The organism is Denitrobacterium sp. (assembly GCF_056180635.1).
This window is the reverse complement of record NZ_JAZZJS010000030.1, coordinates 18,143-37,788: the sequence shown is the minus strand read 5'-3', so window position 1 is coordinate 37,788 and position 19,646 is coordinate 18,143. Positions and strand designations below refer to the sequence as shown.

Sequence of the window (19,646 nt, the reverse complement as noted above, 5' to 3'; positions counted from 1 at the left end):
GGGGTGGGCTTCATGGTGCGTTGTGCGCGGTGCTATTTCGTGGCGATCGCCGCGAGCCAGAGCGTGTCGGGAAGCGTGCAGATGTCGACACTGTCGAACCCGGCTTCGCGTAGGAGGCAGCGCAGCTCGCCAAGCGTGGGCAGGAACAGGTTGAATGCCTCGGCATTGCGCTGCACCGATTCCGGAAGGTCGCCGTTCTCGTACGCTTCGAGCGCGATGAGTAGCTGTCCGCCGTGGCGCAGCACGCGGCAGATTTCTCCTAGCCCCTCATCGGGCCTGGGCCAGAAGTACAGGCTTTCCACGCTTACCGCGACGTCGATGGAGTTGCCGTCGAACGGCAGGCGCTCGACCGACGCACGCTGCACGCTCATGCGCCCCGCCTCGATGGTCTTAGCGTTCGTTTCGCGCGCCAGGGCAACGGCTTCCCGGGAATGGTCGATGCCATGCACGTGACCGCCCGCGAAACGGCGCGCCAGGCGCTGCATCGTGGCGCCGCCTCCGCAGCCCACGTCGAGCACTTCGTATCCATTCTGGAATTCCAGGAACCCGAGAGCCCAGTTCGTGAGTTCGCCATGGCTTTCGTTCATGCGCTGTAGCATGGCGCGGCCGGCTTCGCCTTCGGGGTGGCCGGGGTTTCCTGCTTTCGCATCGGCGGGTACATTCGATGCGCTCTTCTTCATGGCAACATCCTTTCCGTGCCGGACGTGCCGTGCAGTCCGGCCTTCGCGTTCGATGCGCGGGTGCGCCCTTCGCGACGCTCGCGTAATTTCCTACTGGCGATAGTACATCAGGAAGTCGGCGAGTTTCTCCATGGCGTCGCCCAAAACTTCCACGCGCGGCAAATACACGATGCGGAAGTGGTCGGGCTGTTCCCAATTGAAGCCAGTGCCCTGCACGATGAGGATCTTCTTCTCGCGCAGCAGGTCGAGCGCGAACTGCACGTCGTCGGTGATGTTGAAGCGCGCGGTGTCGATCTTCGGGAAGATGTAGAAGGCCGCCTTGGGCTTTACTACGGAAATACCGGGGATGTCCTTCAGGGCGTTGTACACGAATTCGCGCTGCTCCCAGATGCGGCCGCCGGGAACGATGTAATCCTGCACGCTTTGGTGGCCCCAGAGTGCCGTCTGCACGATGGACTGCGCGGGCACGTTGCTGCATAGGCGCATGTTCGAGAGCATGTTCAGGCCCAGGATGTAGTCGCGTGCGATGCGCTTGTTGCCGGAAAGCACCATCCAGCCGATGCGGAAGCCCGCAATCATGTGCGATTTGGAAAGGCCGCTGAAGGTGACGCAGAAGAGGTCGGGCGCCATGCTGGCGATGGAGATGTGCTCTTCGCCATCCATGACCAGGCGGTCGTAGATCTCGTCGCTGAAGATGATGAGCTGATGCTCGCGCGCGATGTCGACGATTTCCTGCAGCACCTCGCGCGGGTAGAGCGCGCCGGTGGGGTTGTTCGGGTTGATGATGACGATGGCCTTCGTGCGGCTCGTGATCTTCGAGCGGATGTCGTCCATGTCGGGGTACCACTCGGCCTGCTCGTCGCACACGTAGTGCACGGGCGTGCCGCCGGCCAGCGTGGCGCAGGCCGTCCACAGCGGGTAGTCGGGCGAGGGGATGAGAATCTCGTCGCCGGAATCGAGCAGCGCCGACATGCAGATGTTGATGAGCTCGCTTACGCCGTTGCCCGTGTAGATGTCGTCCATCGTCACGTTAGGCAGGCCTTTGATTTGCGAGTACTGCATGATGGCCTTGCGCGCGCTGAAGAGGCCGCGGCTGGCGGAGTAGCCTTCGCAGTCGGTAAGTTGGCGACGCATGTCGTAGATGACTTCGTCGGGGGTGCGGAAGCCGAAGGTAGCCGGGTTGCCGATGTTGAGCTTCAGAACCTGCGTGCCCGCGTCTTCCATGCGGTTAGCCTCGTCGACTACGGGGCCACGCACGTCATACAGAACGTGGTCGAGCTTGGAAGATTTGGCGAAGGTGCGCATGGGTCGGGCCTCCAGGGGAGTGGCGATTGCGGGCTGGGGTGCGGTGTGGGGTGCTGCGGCGCGGGCGGCTGCTGCCGTTGCGGCGGCGGAGAACCCAGGCTGCGCAGGCGCGGCGGGCGCTGCGGCGGGTCGTGCAACCGGTGCATTTTCGGCTGCAACCGAGGGCGCTGCCGACGCTTGGGCGGTGGAGCTGGAGAAATGGGTGTTCTGCGCTACTGGTTCAACTTTCGGAGCGGCGCTTGGAGCTGCGGGTTCAACGGTTTTGGCTACGGGGATGGGCGTTCCATCAGCGAGCCATTCCTTCGAGACGCCCAATGTGTCGGCAAGGAACTCCATAACGCCGACGCGCGGTATCGTTTTGCCGCTAATGTACTGGCTCACCTGGCTTTTTCCGAGTTTAACTCCGCGTTTTCCCGCGATATGAACCAAATCGATCTGCTTGAGGCCGCGCTGGTCCATCGCCAGCACCAACCGATCCGCGAACGTTTGCTTTCCCATGGTGCCTCCTAGCTCCGGAAGTTCAATATCCAAAGCTTACCACCGCCCTGGCCTGCATGAAAGCAACGAGTTCAAAATAGTTCAATAAAGGCCCCGTGCGGTTACGGGGCCTTGCGTGGAACCTATTGCAGCGGGAAGGCGGGCATGGGCCGCAGCTTGTGCAAGTTCATGGCGTGCAGCTGGTCGATGCGCGCCTTCGTTTCCGGGCTGTCGCATGTGCCCGTGGTGATGTAGCGGTCGAGCGTGGCATACGTGAAGCCAAGCTTGTCCTCGTCGGTTTGACCGGAAAGCCCATCGCTTGGAGCTTTCTGAATGAGATGATCGGGGAGCTTGAGCTTGTGGCCTAGCTGTCGAACCTCTTCCACGAGGATGTTGGCGAGTGGGCTGAAGTCGCCGGCGGCGTCGCCGTACTTCGTGGAGTAGCCCACGAAGTCTTCGCTGCGGTTGCAGGTGTTCGCCACGCGCCCGCCCTCTGGCAGACTTTGCGCCACGGCGTAGAGCGTCGTCATGCGTATGCGCGCGGGTAGGTTGATGCGTGTGTCGCGCGAAAGGCCGGCGTTTTCGTGCGTTGCCTCCGCGAAGCCCTCGGCCGCGATGAGCGCGCTCGAGAGTGCGGCGGTGGCGCCCGAGATGTCCACGCAGATGTGGCGGATGCCCAGATGCTGAACGAGTTCGCGCGCGTCGTCGATATCGGCTTGCTCGCCATTGGGCATGAGCACGCCCACAACGCGTTCGGGGCCCAGGGCGCGTGCGCACAGTGCTGCCACGACGCTCGAATCCTTTCCGCCGGAGATGCCCACCACGGCGTGCGCGGAGGGGCCGTTTTCGGCGAAGTAATCGCTAATCCAGCTGGTGAGGGCTTCGAGCGTTGCGTTGGGGTCGTTCAGCATGCGGGTCCTTTCTGTCGCCTCGTACCAGTATAGGGCTCGCGCAAGGCGCGTCGCGATTGTTTACGCGTTCGTAATTATCCCCAGATGGGGCGGTGCCCCGAAGGGATGCGCGCTGAGACCGCCGGCGGGGCTAGTCTTCTTCGGCTTCCTGGAAGGCGAGGGCGCGGTCGGCGCGTTGGCGGTACACCTGGTTCAGCGATTCCACTTCGATGAAGATGGCGGAGCACTGCGGGTAGTCGTCTACGATTTCGGCTTCCACGCGGTCGATGGCCTGTAGGATGTCGCCTTCGTCGAGCTCGTCGTCGAACGTCACGTCCAGGTTCAGCACCATGTCCTTCGGGCCCATGTACATGGAAAGCACGCGGCCGCATTTGATGACGGCGGGGTCTTCCTCGACGATGAACACGATGTCCTCGATCTCGTCGCGGTCGAGGCCTTCGCCGATGAGCAGGCTTGACGTTTCGCGCACGAGCACGACGGCGAAGATGGCCATAAGGGCGCCAATCATGATGGACGCGATGGCGTCGTATGCGCCGTTGCCCGTGAGCATGGTTGCCACGATGCCAGCGAGCGCGAACAGCATGCCCAGCACGGCGGCAGTGTCTTCCAGCAGCACGGTGAAGCTGGTGGGCGCCTTCGACGCGCGGATGTACTCCAGCAGGGTGTCGTCACCACGTGCTTGGTTCACCTCGCGAAATGCGATGGAGAGCGACACGCTTTCGATGGCGGTGCCCACCAGGAGCACGACGATGGCCACGATGGGGTTTTCCACGCCCGTTTCGGGCGACTGCAGCGCGGCGATGCCCTGCATGATGGTGAAGCCGCCGCCGAAGAGCAGAATGACCACCGACACGATGAACGTGTAGAAGTACAGGACACGCCCGTATCCGAACGGATGCTCCAGGTCGGGTTCGCGTTTCGAGCCGCGCGCGCCCACGAGCATGAGCGAGTCGTTCGCGGCGTCTACGAGAGAATGCACGCCTTCGGAAAACATGGCCACCGAGCCAGTGAAGGCTGCGGTAACGAACTTGATGATGGACACGATTACGCCCGCGGCCACGGCGGAGATAACGGTGCGATTGCGTTTTAGCTGTTCGGCGGGGGAGAGGGGCTTCGCCCTCTTGCGCGCGCGATGGCGGCGCATGGCGATGGAGTCGGTGTCGGCAACGTTGTCGTCGATGCTGTCGTCTTCCTCGTCGAGGTCGCCGTGAATGTAAACTTGCTCTTCCTCTTCGGGTTCCTCCCTTGCGGAGGTGTGGGCGGTTTCGGCCGCGGCGGTGCTCACCCAGTGTTCGGGCGTGTTTCCCAGCGCGCTGGCCGTGTGTATTCGATCGCCTTCCGAAGGTTGCTTTGCGTTCATGCGTATCTCCATCTCGATGTTTGCTCTAGAATAGCAGATGAATGCGCAGGTGCCGATTTGCGTGCGAAAGCCTGCTCATATCGTTTATCTTTTGAAAACCGATACGCAGCGCTTGGCGCTTCACATAGTACAAATGTTCGTGTATACTTCGCCGTGTGCACGGAAAGGAGGGGGTATGCCCGAAGAAAATCAGGCGCTCAGCATGCAGGAGCGCGATGCGGGCATCGTTCGCGTCAGCATCGTAGGAATCGTTGCGAACATCCTGCTCGCCGCCTTCAAGGCCGCCGTGGGTGCGCTCTCTAACTCCATCGCCATCACGCTCGACGCCGTGAACAACCTCTCCGATGCCTTTTCCTCCGTGGTCACCATCGTGGGCACCAAGCTCGCATCGCGCCCCGCCGATGCCTCGCATCCGTTCGGGCATGGGCGTGGCGAATACCTCACCACCATCGCCATCGGCATCGTTGTGGCGTTTGCCGGCGTGGAAGCCGCGCGCGAATCGCTCTGGCGCATCATCAACCCCGAAGAAGCCACTTACGAGGCCATCACGCTCATCGTGGTTTCCGTGGCCGTGGTGGCCAAGCTCGTGCTTGGCAGGTACGTAATTGCCCGCGGCAAGGCCCTGAACTCGGGTTCCTTGCGCGCAAGCGGCACCGACGCCCTTATGGACGCCATCATTTCCGCCTCCACGCTCGTGGCGGCGGTCATCTACATCTTCTTCGGCATCGCACTTGAAGCGTGGCTCGGCCTTATCATCGCCGGTTTCATCATCAAAGCGGGTGTCGATATCCTCCGCGAGGCCATCGCCAAAATCCTGGGTGGCCGCATCGACGCCAGCCTCGCCCAGAACGTTCGTGCTGCCGTCATGACGGTGCCCGGCGTGCATGGTGCGTACGACCTTGTCTTGAACGATTACGGCCCCAACCGCTACTTCGGCAGCGTGCATGTCGAAGTCGATGACACGCTCACCGCCGTGCAGATCGACGCCATGACGCGCAAGATCCAAGATGCCGTTATGGAGCAGTGCGATGTCATGCTCCATACCGTGGGCATTTACTCTACGAATACCCAGCGTTCGGGCGAGCAGGCCGATATCTTCCTCGCGCTTATGCGCCTGGCCAACAACGACCGCAATATTCTGCAAACGCACGGCTTCTACGTGAACGAAGAACGCAAAACCGTTCAGTTCGATGTCGTGGTGGGCTTCGATGCCCCCGACCGCGCCGCAGTCGTCGATGGCGTATGCCGCGAGCTTCACCGCCAGTTCCCCGAATACGAATTCAACGCCACGCTCGATTCCGATATCAGCGATTAACGGGCTTTGCCTATGGAGCGCACCTATTTAGCCATCGACCTCAAGTCGTTCTACGCCAGCGTGGAATGCGCGCAACGCGGGCTCGACCCGCTCAACGCGAACTTGGTGGTGGCCGATGTGGAGCGCACCGACAAAACCATCTGCCTGGCCGTTTCGCCTTCCCTGAAAGCGCTGGGCATTTCGGGCCGTGCGCGTCTGTTCGAAGTGAAGGAGCGCTTGCGCCAGGTGAACGCGATGCGTCGTCATGCGGCGGGCGGTATGCTGGAAGGCTCGTCCATTTATGCGTCCGAACTTCGAAATAATCCTGCGCTCGAGGTCGATTTCGTGGCTGCAACGCCGCAGATGGCGCTCTACTTGAAGCGATCTGCGGAAATCTACGATATCTACCTGCGCCATGTTTCCCCCGAAGACGTGCACGTGTACTCCATCGACGAGGTGTTCATCGATATCACGGGCTATTTGCGAACGCGCCATGCTACGCCGCGCGCGTTTGCCGAGACGCTCCTTGCCGAAGTGCTCGAGGAAACGGGCATCACGGCAACGTGCGGCATTGGGTCGAACTTGTACCTTGCCAAGGTGGCCATGGATATCGTGGCCAAGCATGCGCAGCCCAACGAGCATGGCGCGCGCATTGCCCAACTCGACGAGGATAGCTATCGTCGCAGGTTGTGGGCGCATAAGCCCATCACCGATTTCTGGCGCGTGGGGCGTGGCTATGCGAGCAAGCTCGCCGCGAATGGCATGCATACCATGGGCGATATCGCCCGCTGTTCCCTGGGCTCGCCGCAGCAGCGACGCAATGAGGATTTGCTCTACAAGCTTTTCGGCAAGAACGCGGAATTGCTTATCGACCACGCATGGGGTTACGAGCCCTGCACGATGGCCGACATCAAGTCGTATCGTCCAAAGGCGAACAGCCTTGGTTCTGGTCAGGTGCTGAACAGGCCCTATGAATGGGCCGAAGCGCGTTTGGTCATGCGCGAAATGGCCGATCAGCTCTCGCTTGACCTCGTTGATTCGGGCCTGGTGTGCAGCCAGCTCACCATTACCGTCGGCTACGACGTTTCGAATATCACGTCGCCCGAAGGGAGTGCCGCGCACCTCGATGCGTCCGTCGATTGGTATGGTCGCAGCGTGCCGCGTCATGCGCATGGCACGGCGGCGCTTCCGCGCAGCACGTCTTCGTCGCGCCTTATCGTGGGGGCCGTCATGCGCCTCTTCGAGGAAATCGTCGACCGCAGCCTGCTCGTGCGCCGTCTAAACGTAACGGCTTGCAACGTGCTTCCTCGCGAGCTGCATGCGCTCCGCGAGCGGGAAAACGAAGCGGGGGAGCAGCTGTCGCTCTTGGAGGACCCGGCGGTGCAGCGCGAGCGCGCGGAACGCGAAAGCGCGAAGCTCGCGCAGGAGCATCGCATGCAGAAGGCCATTCTGGCCGCCCGTCGTCGTTTTGGGAAGAATGCCGTGCTCAAGGGCATGGATCTGAAAGAGGGCGCCACTACCATCCAGCGCAATCAGCAGATTGGGGGTCACCGCGCATGAGCGATCGCAACCTAAGCAACGAGCAGGTGCAAGCCGTCATGGACGAAATGTCCGCCATGGCGCTCTATGGCGATATCATCAATGCGCCTCGCCCCGTTTCGCGCGCGCGCAAGCCCATGCCGCGCGAAGAGAGGGGTGCGCAGTTCGCGCCGTTTGCGGCCCTTTCCGGCTTCACCGAGATAATCGAGGAAACGTCTCAGGCGCATTAGCGTTACGCAATGCCCCCCTAGAACACCACTATGCGATTCTTACCCTGCGCCTTTGCGGCGTAGAGGGCGTTATCCACGCGGCGTAGCACGTCGTCGGTGCTTTCGCCGCGACGTACCTGCGTCACGCCCAGGCTGATGCTCTGCGACGAAACGCCTTCGACATCGATTTCGCTGAACTTCTGGCGGATGACCTCGGCTACGCGTGCGGCTGCGTCGGCGTTGCAATCGCCCAGCAGGAGCATGAACTCCTCGCCGCCCCAGCGTCCGGCAACGCCTTCGAGTGGGTAGGCGCGCGAAAGCCTGCGCAGGGTGTTTCCCAGTTCCTTCAGGATGCTATCGCCCGCCTTGTGTCCATATGTGTCGTTTGCGATCTTGAAATCGTCGATGTCGAGCATGATGAGCGAGGTGTCGAACGTATCGGCTCTGGAGAATCCGCCCACGGCGGGCAGGCCCTGAACGGCCACCTCGATGCGTCGTTCGATCTCGCCGCGATTGTAGAGGCCCGTGAGCGAGTCGATGCGCGCCATGATGTCGAGCTTGCGATTTGCCTCTTCCAGTTCGTCGGTAACCGCCTGGATAAACGTGGCCAGGCGCAACGTGGGCGTGTTGCCCATGCGAATCTGCGAATCGCCTACCTGGTTGGCGTAGGGAACATGGTCGGTTGCCTTGCCCTCGCGTATGGCCAGGATGACGAGCGATACGTTGTTCTGGTTGACCGTCGTGCCCGTACGGATGAATTCCGAAGCGGAATACATGCCGAACGTAGGCGCCACTTCCTGGAAGGGGCGCGTTTCCAAGGCGATTTCGTCGCCCCAGAAGACGTGGCGCGATGCGCATGATACGGCCAGGATGGCCTCGGGTTTGAATTTCCTGATAACCGTGGCCGCCTCGCGTGCGTCGCGCAGGATGGCCTCGGGGTCGCCGTAGGCGATGCGCATGGTACGCGCATGGCTGATGTCGCAGGTGAGAATGAGCGAGCCATCGGGCGTGGTGAACACGGGCTCGCGCGTGATGTACACGCCGTCGCGTTGGAACGCCAACGGGAACGCCCGGATGTTGGTGAGGAAGTGCTCGTCGTTTTCGGCGTGCAGGTAATGATGGTATGCCTCGACTGCGGGCTTGCCATCGAGTTCGTGCAAGACGTTCTCGTGCGACTTGGTAACCTGCAGTTCGCGCCCCAGCGGCTTCCAGCCGGAAATGAAGAGCGACGTTACGTGCACGCGTGGCCCGCCGATGATGGCGTAGGCGATTGCCCCGTCGGAGCAGGGCCCTTCGGAAGAGATGACCCGCGCATCGGCCTTGTTGATCATGGGGAAGAACGCGCCGCCGCCCACTAGGTGAATCGAGGGGCTCAGCTCGCTCAGCTTATCGCAGAGCTTCGTAAGCGAGCTTAGCTCGAGCGTGGTGAAAAGCTCTATGGTGCGCACGTATGTGAAGTCTGAAACGGCTTTCACGATGGCTTCGCCCACTTCGCTTCCGTTCGAATCGTCGAAGGAAAGCTGGCCCACGCTCACGTACGAGCGCTCGTCTTCGAACAAGTAGCAGCCGATGGTGGTGCTGTTGGGAACGTTTTCGCCGTCCACGATGTTGCTATTGGTGGAGGCGCCCACGTAGGGAGCGTCGGGGAATTCGCTTTTGATCGCTTCCGCCACATGCGTGAGATGCGAGAAATCGGTCGCGCACGAGCAGATGTTGAAGAACACAGTGGAGCCGGGAATGGCGTCCTTGTCTGCTCGGAGAGCCTCGAGGTCGTTTCGAAGCGTTTCATCGTCTTGGTAGATGAATTGGTAAAGCTTCAATGCGCAACGCATCCTTTCAAAACCACTGGTGCGTCTGCGCCGTCGTAGCGCATCATGGTAATTATAATCGCCGCTATGCCAATAGTGCGAGGGCAAAATAGCATAGCGGCGATTAGATGCGACGAGTGGCGAGGGGTGGACCACCCGTCGCGCAAAGGGGAGGGGAGGCTAGATGGCGCGTCCTGCGTCGTTACCGGCCTGAATGGCTTTCGCGATGTTGAACGGGGCGGCTGCATCGCCCACGGTGTACACCTCGGAAACGCCCGTCCCCGCGGAAATGTCCTCGTTGGGGGCCATGTCGCTCACGTTGATGATCGCGTCGCAGTCGAGCTCTACGTCAACGCCGGCGATGGCGGAGGAAATGGTGAGCTTGCCGTCGGCAGCGCCCTTGATGGTGCTTTCGGGCCAGGCTTTCACGCCCAGGCTGTACAGCGCCGTGGTCATGAAGCGATGGGCATGCTGGCTCTGCTGCATGTCGAGCGCGTCGTTGCCGTTCGGCGTAACGATGTTGACCTTCTTCTTGTGAACGGTGAGCCACAGCGCCGTGTCGAACGCCTGCGCGCTGGAACCGTACACCACCACGTTATCGCCCATGTCGGCGGAAAGGAAGTCTTCCAGCTCGATGACGGTGGCGCCAGCCACGTCGAGCGAGGGGCGTACGCCGCCCGTGGCGATGATAAGGGCGTCGGGGCTTTCCTGGCCGATGGTGTCGGAGGTGACTTCTACGCCGGTCTTCACCGTCACGCCCGCGATTTCGCACTGGCGCTTCAGGTAGGCGATGAGGTCTTCCAGGTTCTCGTGTTCGCCCTTGACGTTGTGGGCGAACTGGAGGGAGCCGCCCATGGCGCTCTTCTTTTCGAACAACGTTACATCGTGACCGCGCAGCGCTGCGACGCGAGCGGCTTCCATGCCGGCAGGGCCGGCGCCCACGACCATGACCTTCTTCTTGCTGCCGGCTTCGGGCAGCTCGTAGGTGGAGGGGCCGCCTGCGCGCATGACGCGCTGGGTGAGGGCGTTCACGCGGCAGTAGCTCATCATGGCGTTCATTTCGTTGCTGCCGGAATGGCAGTGCAGGCAGCGCGTGCAGGGGGCGATTTCGTCAACGCGGCCTTCGCGCAGCTTGTTCACGTATTCGGTGTCCACCGTGAGGGGTCGGTTCATCATGTAGAAGTCGAGCTTGCCGTCGGCCAGCGCCTCTTCGAAGAAGTTGGGCGCATGGGCGGGGTCCATGTAGGTTACGCAGCCCACGGGAGCCTTCAGCTCCTTCTTGTACATGGCGGCGATGTCAATCAGCATGCCCGCGCCACTGTGGTTGCCGATGAGCTTTCCGCCCCAGTGCTTGCTGAAATCCCACTGCGTGCCGTAGCCCGTGGCGCCTTCTACGCCGTTCAACAGGAAGTACAGGTCGCTGCCGAACTGGCAGGGATGGTTGCCCAGCGGGCCCAGGCGCAGGTGGAACGAGTCGGCGCCTGCCGCTTCCAGGGCCTTGGCCAGCGCAATGCCCTCTTCGATGGTGGTTGCGGAGTTGTGCGGCTCGGTGACGGCGTTGTCCAGCGTCATGAGCGTGCAGTCGTTCGTGAGGTTGTCGTTTTCCTCTACGCATTCCATCAGGATCTGCACGGCGAAGTCGTCGCCCGCGGCGGCATGGATCTTCTGGATGCACTCCGCGTCAAAGCGTGCACGGTTCTCGATGCTGCTGGCGCCATACTGGTCGGTGCGCTTGTTGTAGAAGCGCGAGAGGAAGCGATGGCCCTGGTTGAAGCCAGCGGTGTTGATCTCGATGGCCACGAAGCCCATGTCCTTCAGCTGCTTGGCCAGCGCTGCGCCGCTATCCTCGATGGCCTGAATGGTCTCGACGGGCATATCGGTGATGTCCATGCCCATGGGAGCCCACTGGAATCCCAGATGAGCGCCGTAGTTAGCGCATTCCGCCGAGAGTTTCTTGAAAAAGTCGGTCACTTCCGCCGAAATGGGGCTGCCATCTTTGGGGAGGGTGATGGCTTCGCCTTCGACCCAGATCATCTCCACGCCGCCCTTGGCGAAATTGACGTAGTACTGGTACAGCTCCTCGGTGTAGCCAGCCAGGTAGGTTGCCGAACCGGCGGCCGACTTGCACATGCGGTTGCCGATTTCGACGGAACCGAGCTTCCAGCTGCTGAACAGTGTCTTGAAGTCGGTGGTGTTATCGCGATAGTTGTAATCCTGCGGGTTCAGCTGGGCTGCGGCGATAACGTCGCTCGCGGCGCCTGCGCCAGCGGTGCCGGCGGAGGGGGCCGTCGATGCCTGCTTGGGGCTGCTGCAGCCTGCCAGGCTTGCGCCTGCGACGCCCGCTCCAATGGCGCTCACCATGGCGCCCTTGAAGAATCCGCGGCGAGAGATACCCTGAGTTCCCATATGCTCCTCCTTGCGAAAGCGGACCCACCTCCCATTGGGGTCCCGTTGCGCATCATTCAACCAAAGGAGTGCGCAGATGGAGAAGAACAGGTTCTATGCAGGGGTGAAACCGATGGTTTACACTGCCTTAGCATCTGGGGAAACGTGCAAAGCTGAGTAGGCTTGCATGAAGCTTACGATGCCCTTGCGCGCGCTTGACGAAGCGTGCTGCGGCCAGAAGCAGTGCAGCTCCCAGGCAGTGATCGATGTGGGGATGGGTATGAGCGTCATGCCGTTTCCCAGGCGCGCCAGCATGCTTTCGGGCACGAGCGCTGCGGCGGCTCCCGTGTGCGCCTTTTGCATCACGATGCCGAATTCCGTGTATTGGTCGACGCGCTTGATGGCAAGCCCGTGTTCCTCGAATACCCTGTCGAGACCCAGCATCGCGCGTTCTCCGTTGCCCACCGAGAAGTAGGGGAGCGTTGCCAGGTTCTCGAGCGTGGCCTCGCTGATGGGGAAGCGGACGGTTTCTGGCGTGGCGGCCACGTACACCTGCTCGCGGGCGAGCGGGATGGAGTCGAACTGCTCCGATTGCAGCGGGCCGGGCGCGATGGCGAAGTCGGCCTTCCCGTCGCGCAGGTACTCGATGCAACGGGTGTAGAAGTGCTTCTCGATGGAAATCTCGCAGGCGGGATTCTTGCGTTCCAGCTCGTCGAAGAAGCCATCGTCCATCGATTCCACGACGCCGTCGGCGATGGCGATGCGGATGGGGGTGCGGGTGCAGAGCGCGTGCTCATCGCAGATGGTGCGAATGCTCTCGATGTCCCCGATGCAGCTTAGGGCGATAGGGTAGATGCGCTTTGCCGCTTCCGTGGGCACTACGCCATGCTCGTTGCGCTGAAAAAGCGCGCATCCCAGTTCCTCTTCCATGCTCTTGATGGCTTTTCCGAATGCTTGGCGCGATACGAAGGTGGCCTCGGCCGCCTTGGCGAAGGACTTCGTTTCGTATGCCTTGCAAAACCATTGAAGCTGGTTGCTGTTCATAAGACTCCCTCTCTCACGCGGGGGATTGTACCATGGGCCCCGCTTCCTCTGGCTGCGGCATTCGTGCCGTTTCGGAGGTGATGGGCACACTCGCATGCACGTAACCCGTTTATGCTGTACAAAAGCAAGAAATGCTTGCTTTGGAGGTAGCCATGGAACGGTATGACTTCGATGCGCCGGTTAATCGCGTGGGAACGCATTCGCTGAAGTATGATGCGGCGAAGCGGTTCGGCAAGCGCGAGGGCCTTCTGCCCATGTGGGTGGCCGATATGGACTTCAAGGCGCCGCCTGCTGCGGTGCAGGCGCTGCATGAGCGCGTGGAGCATGGCGTGTTCGGGTATACCGACCCATGGGATGGCTATTTCGAAGCGGTGACGCAGTGGATGGCCCGCTACGATTGGCGCGTGTTGCCCAAGTGGGTCGTTACTGTGCCCGGTGTTGTGTATTCCCTGGCCACAGCTGTATGCGCGTTTACGCAGCCTGGTGATGCCGTGCTCATCCAGCGTCCCGTGTACTATCCCTTCACGTCGGTTGTCGAGAAGAACGGGCGTCGCGTGGCGAATGCGCCTCTCCTGTACGAGCAAGGTGCGTACCGCATCGACTTCGACGCCTTCGAGGAGGTCGTGCAAGAAAGCGGCGCGAAGCTTTTTCTGCTGTGCAATCCCCATAACCCTGCAGGGCGCTTGTGGACGCGTGCCGAGTTGGAACGCATTGCAGAAATTGCGCTGCGTCACGACATGATTGTCGTGTCTGACGAGATCCACATGGATTTCTTCCGTCCCGGGTATGTGCATACCGTTTTCGCCACGCTTGGCGAAGAGGTTGCGGAGCGCTGCGTGGTTTGCACCGCGCCCAGCAAGACCTTCAACCTCGCGGGGCTGGAAGCGTCCAATATCATCATCCCTAACCCCGACCTGCGACTTCGCTTCGTCCGTGCCATGCATGCCGCGGGAACGTATCGACCCAATGTGCTCGGCCTCGTTGCCGCCGAGGCATGTTATCGCCATGAGGCGGTCTGGCTCGGTCAATTGAAGGCCTACCTCGAGGGCAATTGGACGCTCGTGGAAGAGCATCTGCATGCTCATGCCCCTAACCTGCATCTTGTTCCCGCCGAAAGCACGTATCTCGCGTGGGTCGATTGCAATGCGTTGGGGTTGCGTGGCGAAGGGCTGCGCAAGTTCGTCGAGGAGGATGCCGGCCTCTGGCTTGATTTGGGTGATATGTTCGGTCCCGAGGGCGACGGATTCATTCGCCTGAATCTGGCTACGCAACGCGCAACGGTGCAACGTGCGCTTTCGCAGCTTACCGATGCGGTTGCTAAGTCGTAGGTGGGGCCCCACCCCGAATGATTCGTTAGGAGCTGTAATGCTGTTTATTCTCACGGCGGATTTCCAGTCGGGAAAGACTCGTTGGCTCGAGTCGGAGCTTGCGTACTTGCGTGAAAATGGCGTACCCGCGGCGGGCGTCATCGCCCCTGGCATCTGGGTCCGCACGCCTGATGGCTTTGATAAGCAGGGGATCGACAACGTGCTGCTGCCCGAGGGGGCGCGCATGCGCTCGCCGTCGTGCGTCCTTCGCTGGTCGAAGTTGCCCGCGAGCGCTTCCTGCTAGCGTGGGGCGAGCCGGTTATTTTGTCTCCCGACGAACCAAGCGGAAATCTTCTTCACTCCCATTTGCTACAATAATCCCAGGTTGTATACAAATTAGGATGCAGGAGCTGTCATGAGGGCTTGTGCGTCGGCGTTTTTCGCCGCTGTTTTATCCCTGGCATGCATTCCCGCTTCCGCGTTTGGGGTTGTAACCGTATCCGCTGCACCCGATGGCGATACGGTGTTGGGGAACGTCCTTTCGGTGCAGGCCGCCGAGGACGCTACGGGGCTGAGCGCCGGAGACGAAGGCGATGCATACGAGGCGGGCGAAGTACTCGTCCAATTCAAGAATGGTATTTCCCAAGCAGACGTCGAAGCTGTTGTCGATGCGGCTTCGACGTTGAAAGACGCTGCGCTTGCCAGCGACGATGTCGTGATGGGGTCGCTCGACGATGCCACGCTTTCGTGCGAGCATAGCGTCGACCCGGTGGTTACGCTGCGCGTGGAGGATGGCATAACGGTTGCCCAGGCTATCGCCGAGCTGGAAAACGATGAGCGCGTCGTTTCGGCGCAGCCCAACTGGGTGTTTCAGATGCCCGATGACGAAGGCGTCGTTGATTCAGATAGCGCTGGCCTTTTTGCGCAACCCGGTGGGTCGTTGGAAGCGCAGTCTACCCAAGTTAACGATTCGGAGGTGGGCAGGCAGTGGGCTCTCGACGCCGTCAATCTCCCCGAAGCGTGGGATATTGCGCGTTGCGACAATAGCAACGACAGCGTTGCCGATGAGCATGTGAGCGTTGCGATTCTGGATACGGGCATCGAGGCGGATCACGAGGACCTTGCTGCAAACATCGTCGCTGTATACGATGCTTCCAGCGATACCGAGGGCGCGGCGAGCGATGTGAGCTCGGTCAGTCACGGAACGCACGTGGCGGGCATCGTGTCGGGCGTTGCGAACAACGCGACTGGCATCGCGGGCGCTTCGTACAATGTGGGAATCGTGGCTATACGGATTTTCGACTCCGCCAATAAAGCGACCGCCGAATCGCTTACGCGCGCCATGGACTACATCATGGACCATCGCGTGGAATTCGATATACGCGTCATGAATTTCAGCGTCGGCATGGCGGTTAGCGCGGATTACGATTGGTCGAACGATGCATTTTGCCAGGCTGTGTCGGCTGCACGCGACGAGGGCATCCTCACGGTATGCGCGGCAGGAAACGAGGGGAACGGGCTGCATGTTCCCTGCGCCGAATACCCAGGTGATTACGATGATTGCCTGAGCGTTATCAACGTTACGAACGCGGCGCTGTATCCGGGCGTTGCGGCAACGAATACGGAGGAGACCGCGTTTCCCCGGAGCGCATCGTCCAACTATAACGAGGAGGGCGTCACGCAGGAGTCTTCGAATCGCACGAAGGACCTTGCTGCGCCTGGGTCGAATATCTACAGCACGAAAAAGAATGGTACGTACGGAAACCTTTCGGGTACGTCGCAAGCTTCGCCCTTGGTGGCGGGTATCGCCGCCCTGCTTTTCGCTAAGGACCCTTCGCTTACGCCCGACGATGTGGAATACCTGCTAGAGGCGTCGGCGTACGACTTGGGCGATGATGGCTGGGATCGCGAATACGGGTACGGCATGGTGGATGCGGTTGCGGCGTTGGCCTTGCTGGAAAAGGACGTGGCGTACTGCGAAGCCACCCTTGAGTATGCGAGCGTTGCCTATTCTGGAAGCGCGTGCGAGCCGTCTGTTGTGGTTACGGCGGTCGACGGTACCGTGCTGCAGCAAGGCGTCGACTACGAGCTTTCGTATGCCTCCAATGTGCATGCTGGTACGGCGACGGTTGTCGTGTCGGGCAAGGGAGCGTATGGCGGAACGCAGTCCCTTGAATTCCAGATTACGAAGGCTGCGTATCCCATCACGGTGGAAGCGAGCACGACGCAGCTCAAGTATGGTGAGGGCGGCGCCTCGCTCGTGCTTTCGAACATGCCCGATGATGCTTCGGTGGCGTATGCGAGCTCGGATGAATCGGTTGCCACGGTGGGGGATGATGGCATGGTTGTGCCTACGGGTGGCGGCACGGTCGATGTCGTTGTGTCCTATGCCGATGATTCCGATTACGAAGCGTCTCCCGTTACCATTTCCTTTGCGGTGGCTCCGCGTATCCTTGCGCTCACCAGCGCGAGCGCGCGCAAAACGTATGATGGCGCGCCCCTTTCCTCCCAGACGATAACGGTGTCGGGCGATGGGTGGGCCGACGGCGACGGCGCATCGTATTCGTTCAGCGCCTCGCAGACCGAGGTTGGCTCATGTGAAAACGCGTTCACCTATGAGCTGAACGATGGCACGCCCGAGTCGGGGTATCGCATAACCACCACGTACGGAACGCTAACCGTGGCATATGCCCAGGCGGCGATGTATCGCCTGTACAATCCCAATTCGGGCGAGCACTTCTATACGGAGAGCATCTCCGAGCGCAACGATGTGGTGAAGGCGGGCTGGACCTATGAAGGCGTGGGGTGGGTAGCCCCCGCGCTGTCTCCCACGCCGGTGTATCGTTTGTACAACCCGAACGCCGGCGACCATCATTACACGACAACCGCTAGCGAGCGCGATATGCTCGTGCGCGAGGGATGGAACTACGAGGGCATTGGCTGGTATGGCGCCGATGAGGGCGACGTGCCCGTGTACAGGCAATACAATCCCAATGCCCTTGCGGGCGCGCATAATTTCACTACGAGCCTCAGCGAGAACAATGCGCTCGTACGCGTGGGCTGGAGCGCCGAGGGCATTGCCTGGTACGCGCTTGCGGCTGGCTAGCATCGCGTGCGCTGTACGCGTTACGCGAAGGCTAGGCTGCGTCTTTCCGTGCTGATGTACCGGAAGGGCGTTTGCAGCATATGCTCAATGAGCAGGGTGAGCATCTTGCTGGGATTGTCGGCGCGATAGACTAGGTCGGTTGACATCACGGCGTGCTCGAGTTGCAGCGGTACGACGGCAACATGCGGGTTCGCCATCATGTGGCGGTCGATTTCGTGCTCGGGCAGAAGGAGCACGCTCGAATCGATGCGAATGCCACCGATGTCGAACGACGAATAGACCTGCACGTCGCGTGTGGTGTATTTCACGCCGTTTACGCCAAGCATCTTGCGTATTCCGTTCCAGCCAGAGTTCGTGCGTGCGCCCACCATGTGGATGATCGAGCTGTTCTGCAAATCGTTTGCCGTGAGCGCCTCTTTTCGCGCGAGAGGGTTGCTCTCGTCGACGACGGCCATTATGGGCGTGTTGAACAGGTGGCGCGACGCGAGGGTGTCGGCGACTTCCTCGTTGTAGTGGCGCGGGTCGTAATGCATGACCGCACAATCTACCTCGCCGTTTGCGACCTGCATGACGGGCGAGGTTGCCTCGGTGGGGATGAAGTGGGGTTTGAAGTCGGGGTGTCCGCGATGCAGTTCGCTGCAGATGCCGGCAATCCAGGTGTATAGGCCGGCAGAATCGATGGTGCCCCCAATGAGGAGCCGTTTGCTGTTCTGGCGTTCGCTCGCGAAAAATTGCTGCGCGTTTCCGTACAGGTCGACGATGTTCTTCGCAGGCGCGAGGAAGATTTCCCCTTCCGCGGTAAGCCAGACGTGGTGCTTGTCGCGCTCGAATAACGATGCTCCCACGTCGCTTTCGAGTGCCTTTATGTGTTTGCTGAGCGCCGATTGGCTTATATGCAGCGCATCGGCCGTGCTATTGAAGTTGAGTCGATTGCATAACTCGACGTATTCCCTCAGATATTCAATTCTCATACTTTCCCTCCCATTCGGGCCTCCCTTGCCCGAATATGCGTGGCGCATCAGCGGCATCTCCCTCTTGTGCCTCGATGTTTCATTCCGCAATGGAATCACCACTGCGTGGCATCATAGCGCTATGCCCATTCGAAAGCTACGTATTGCCCGAAATACGGGTGGAATGGCTCGCAAATGTCTCTCAAAATCCGTTAAGCGGATTACCCTAAAAAACGTCTTGACATCTTCTATGGGGCGCGGATACACTTCGTTTCAATCGAATAGCTCGAAACCGTTGAGGCGAAGATCAAGCCAACCGGGCACTCACAGAGAGCGGGGGATGCTGGAATCCCCGCAGTACGCCAGCTGGTAAATGGATCGCCGAGGGAAAGGGGAAAGGCCTGCATGGGCCGAGTATCTGGACCGTGAGCCCGCGTTAGAGGCAGAGCATGTGATGGCATGTTCACGAGTGGGTTTCCCTGGGAAACCAAACAAAGGTGGCACCGCAGGTTGAATGGCCTGCCCTTTGAGGCTCCAGCCGGAGCTTTGAAGGGCAGGCCATTTTAATTTGCGCGAAAACGACTTCGAGACGTTCGAACCGGTTACCGGCCATGGTACGCATGGCCATAGAAGAAAGGAACGATCATGTCCGAAGTAAACGCAACTCCCGCAGGCCAGAAGCGCACCGTAGCCGTTGAAGCCCAGGCGAAGAGGGGGCTGGGCACGCAGGACCTTATCCTCATCGCCGTGTTGCTGGCGGCTGGCGCCGTGCTCAAGCTCACCGTTGGCTCGATGCTTGCCTCGTTCGGCATGAAGCCGAATTTCATCATCGCCATGTATTGCCTGGCAATCATTCTTACGCGCCCCAAGGTGGGGCAGGCTGTGGTAATCGGCCTTATCGCGGGCCTGATCTGCCAGCTGCCCATGCTCAACGCCACCCCGGGCCTGAACATCGTTTCCGAGGTGCTGGGCGCGTTGGTATGCGGCCTGCTCATCAAGGTTCCCATGCGCATCGGTGGCAAGCTCGACGTTAACCCCATCGTGAACACGTTCCTCTCCACGGTCGTATCGGGTGGCGCCTTCGCCCTTATGGCCATCTACATCAACGTGGTGAACAATCCCAGCAGCACGACCACGTTTGCCGCTGCCGTTGGGGCGTATGCGGTCATCGTGCTGGGCACGGCAACGTTCAACGCGATTCTGAACCAGGTGCTCGTTCCCATCATGCGCAAGGTGCTGAAGAAATAGCCAGCCGATGGGTTGCATCTAGC

The 19,646-nt window shown here is 60.7% G+C and carries 15 protein-coding genes; 7 read left to right on the top strand and 8 right to left on the bottom strand.

Features of this window, described 5'->3' with window-relative positions:
• Positions 1-32: 32 nt before the first annotated feature.
• From AC04P6_RS02715 to AC04P6_RS02700, 4 genes are all read right to left on the bottom strand, one after another.
• A complete protein-coding gene (locus AC04P6_RS02715; RefSeq protein WP_475565053.1) occupies positions 33-680 on the bottom strand; it encodes a class I SAM-dependent methyltransferase in 648 nt (215 codons plus the stop codon).
• 90 nt (positions 681-770) lie between these two features.
• The gene (locus tag AC04P6_RS02710; RefSeq protein ID WP_475565052.1) at positions 771-2,483 is read right to left on the bottom strand and encodes an aminotransferase class I/II-fold pyridoxal phosphate-dependent enzyme; all 1,713 of its coding nucleotides are present in this window, start codon (positions 2,481-2,483) and stop codon (positions 771-773) included.
• Positions 2,484-2,605: 122 nt separating this feature from the next.
• Positions 2,606-3,373, bottom strand: coding sequence for an NAD(+) synthase (gene nadE, locus AC04P6_RS02705; RefSeq protein ID WP_475565051.1), 768 nt, complete (start codon positions 3,371-3,373; stop codon positions 2,606-2,608).
• 130 nt (positions 3,374-3,503) lie between these two features.
• Positions 3,504-4,733, bottom strand: a complete 1,230-nt coding sequence (locus AC04P6_RS02700) for a cation diffusion facilitator family transporter (protein WP_475565050.1) — start codon at positions 4,731-4,733, stop codon at positions 3,504-3,506.
• Between the two features lie 175 nt (positions 4,734-4,908).
• On the opposite strand from AC04P6_RS02700, the gene AC04P6_RS02695 reads away from it, so the two are divergent.
• The 3 genes from AC04P6_RS02695 to AC04P6_RS02685 are packed head-to-tail and all read left to right on the top strand — an operon-like array spanning position 4,909 to position 7,796.
• Positions 4,909-6,048 (top strand): cation diffusion facilitator family transporter, encoded by a 1,140-nt coding sequence (locus AC04P6_RS02695; RefSeq protein ID WP_475565049.1) that lies wholly within the window; start codon positions 4,909-4,911, stop codon positions 6,046-6,048.
• A 12-nt stretch (positions 6,049-6,060) separates the two neighbouring features.
• The gene (locus AC04P6_RS02690) at positions 6,061-7,587 is read left to right on the top strand and encodes a Y-family DNA polymerase (RefSeq protein WP_475565048.1); all 1,527 of its coding nucleotides are present in this window, start codon (positions 6,061-6,063) and stop codon (positions 7,585-7,587) included.
• Positions 7,584-7,796 (top strand): hypothetical protein, encoded by a 213-nt coding sequence (locus tag AC04P6_RS02685; protein ID WP_475565047.1) that lies wholly within the window; start codon positions 7,584-7,586, stop codon positions 7,794-7,796. The genes AC04P6_RS02690 and AC04P6_RS02685 overlap by 4 nt, the downstream gene beginning before the upstream one ends.
• A gap of 17 nt (positions 7,797-7,813) precedes the next feature.
• Here the strand turns inward: AC04P6_RS02685 and AC04P6_RS02680 are convergent, their stop codons facing one another.
• The 3 genes from AC04P6_RS02680 to AC04P6_RS02670 form a co-directional block, all read right to left on the bottom strand.
• Positions 7,814-9,595, bottom strand: coding sequence for a sensor domain-containing diguanylate cyclase (locus AC04P6_RS02680; protein ID WP_475565046.1), 1,782 nt, complete (start codon positions 9,593-9,595; stop codon positions 7,814-7,816).
• A gap of 168 nt (positions 9,596-9,763) precedes the next feature.
• A complete protein-coding gene (locus AC04P6_RS02675; RefSeq protein ID WP_475565045.1) occupies positions 9,764-11,989 on the bottom strand; it encodes an oxidoreductase in 2,226 nt (741 codons plus the stop codon).
• A 117-nt stretch (positions 11,990-12,106) separates the two neighbouring features.
• Entirely contained in the window at positions 12,107-13,012 is a 906-nt protein-coding gene (locus AC04P6_RS02670) for a LysR family transcriptional regulator (RefSeq protein ID WP_475565044.1), read from the bottom strand.
• A 152-nt stretch (positions 13,013-13,164) separates the two neighbouring features.
• Between AC04P6_RS02670 and AC04P6_RS02665 the strand changes: the two genes are divergently transcribed.
• From AC04P6_RS02665 to AC04P6_RS02655, 3 genes are all read left to right on the top strand, one after another.
• Positions 13,165-14,340, top strand: a complete 1,176-nt coding sequence (locus AC04P6_RS02665) for a MalY/PatB family protein (protein WP_475565043.1) — start codon at positions 13,165-13,167, stop codon at positions 14,338-14,340.
• Positions 14,341-14,377: 37 nt separating this feature from the next.
• On the top strand, positions 14,378-14,623 hold the full coding sequence (locus AC04P6_RS02660; protein WP_475565042.1) for a hypothetical protein: 246 nt from the start codon (positions 14,378-14,380) through the stop codon (positions 14,621-14,623).
• A 111-nt stretch (positions 14,624-14,734) separates the two neighbouring features.
• Positions 14,735-17,425: a S8 family serine peptidase gene (locus AC04P6_RS02655; protein WP_475565041.1), complete on the top strand. Its 2,691-nt coding sequence runs from the start codon at positions 14,735-14,737 to the stop codon at positions 17,423-17,425.
• A 20-nt stretch (positions 17,426-17,445) separates the two neighbouring features.
• Here AC04P6_RS02655 and AC04P6_RS02650 read toward each other — a convergent pair whose 3' ends face one another.
• Positions 17,446-18,396: a LysR family transcriptional regulator gene (locus AC04P6_RS02650; RefSeq protein ID WP_475565040.1), complete on the bottom strand. Its 951-nt coding sequence runs from the start codon at positions 18,394-18,396 to the stop codon at positions 17,446-17,448.
• 624 nt (positions 18,397-19,020) lie between these two features.
• Here AC04P6_RS02650 and AC04P6_RS02645 point away from each other — a divergent pair.
• A complete protein-coding gene (locus tag AC04P6_RS02645) occupies positions 19,021-19,623 on the top strand; it encodes a tryptophan transporter (protein WP_475565039.1) in 603 nt (200 codons plus the stop codon).
• The last annotated feature ends 23 nt before the right edge of the window (positions 19,624-19,646 follow it).

Excerpts from the sequence above, each read along its gene's own strand:
- AC04P6_RS02715 (WP_475565053.1), bottom strand. The coding sequence starts at position 680 with ATGAAGAAGAGCGCATCGAATGTACCCGCCGATGCGAAAGCAGGAAAC.
- AC04P6_RS02710 (WP_475565052.1), bottom strand. The coding sequence starts at position 2,483 with ATGGGAAAGCAAACGTTCGCGGATCGGTTGGTGCTGGCGATGGACCAG.
- nadE (WP_475565051.1), bottom strand. The coding sequence starts at position 3,373 with ATGCTGAACGACCCCAACGCAACGCTCGAAGCCCTCACCAGCTGGATT.
- AC04P6_RS02700 (WP_475565050.1), bottom strand. The coding sequence starts at position 4,733 with ATGAACGCAAAGCAACCTTCGGAAGGCGATCGAATACACACGGCCAGC.
- AC04P6_RS02695 (WP_475565049.1), top strand. The coding sequence starts at position 4,909 with ATGCCCGAAGAAAATCAGGCGCTCAGCATGCAGGAGCGCGATGCGGGC.
- AC04P6_RS02690 (WP_475565048.1), top strand. The coding sequence starts at position 6,061 with ATGGAGCGCACCTATTTAGCCATCGACCTCAAGTCGTTCTACGCCAGC.
- AC04P6_RS02685 (WP_475565047.1), top strand. The coding sequence starts at position 7,584 with ATGAGCGATCGCAACCTAAGCAACGAGCAGGTGCAAGCCGTCATGGAC.
- AC04P6_RS02675 (WP_475565045.1), bottom strand. The coding sequence starts at position 11,989 with ATGGGAACTCAGGGTATCTCTCGCCGCGGATTCTTCAAGGGCGCCATG.
- AC04P6_RS02670 (WP_475565044.1), bottom strand. The coding sequence starts at position 13,012 with ATGAACAGCAACCAGCTTCAATGGTTTTGCAAGGCATACGAAACGAAG.
- AC04P6_RS02665 (WP_475565043.1), top strand. The coding sequence starts at position 13,165 with ATGGAACGGTATGACTTCGATGCGCCGGTTAATCGCGTGGGAACGCAT.
- AC04P6_RS02660 (WP_475565042.1), top strand. The coding sequence starts at position 14,378 with ATGCTGTTTATTCTCACGGCGGATTTCCAGTCGGGAAAGACTCGTTGG.
- AC04P6_RS02655 (WP_475565041.1), top strand. The coding sequence starts at position 14,735 with ATGAGGGCTTGTGCGTCGGCGTTTTTCGCCGCTGTTTTATCCCTGGCA.
- AC04P6_RS02650 (WP_475565040.1), bottom strand. The coding sequence starts at position 18,396 with ATGAGAATTGAATATCTGAGGGAATACGTCGAGTTATGCAATCGACTC.
- AC04P6_RS02645 (WP_475565039.1), top strand. The coding sequence starts at position 19,021 with ATGTCCGAAGTAAACGCAACTCCCGCAGGCCAGAAGCGCACCGTAGCC.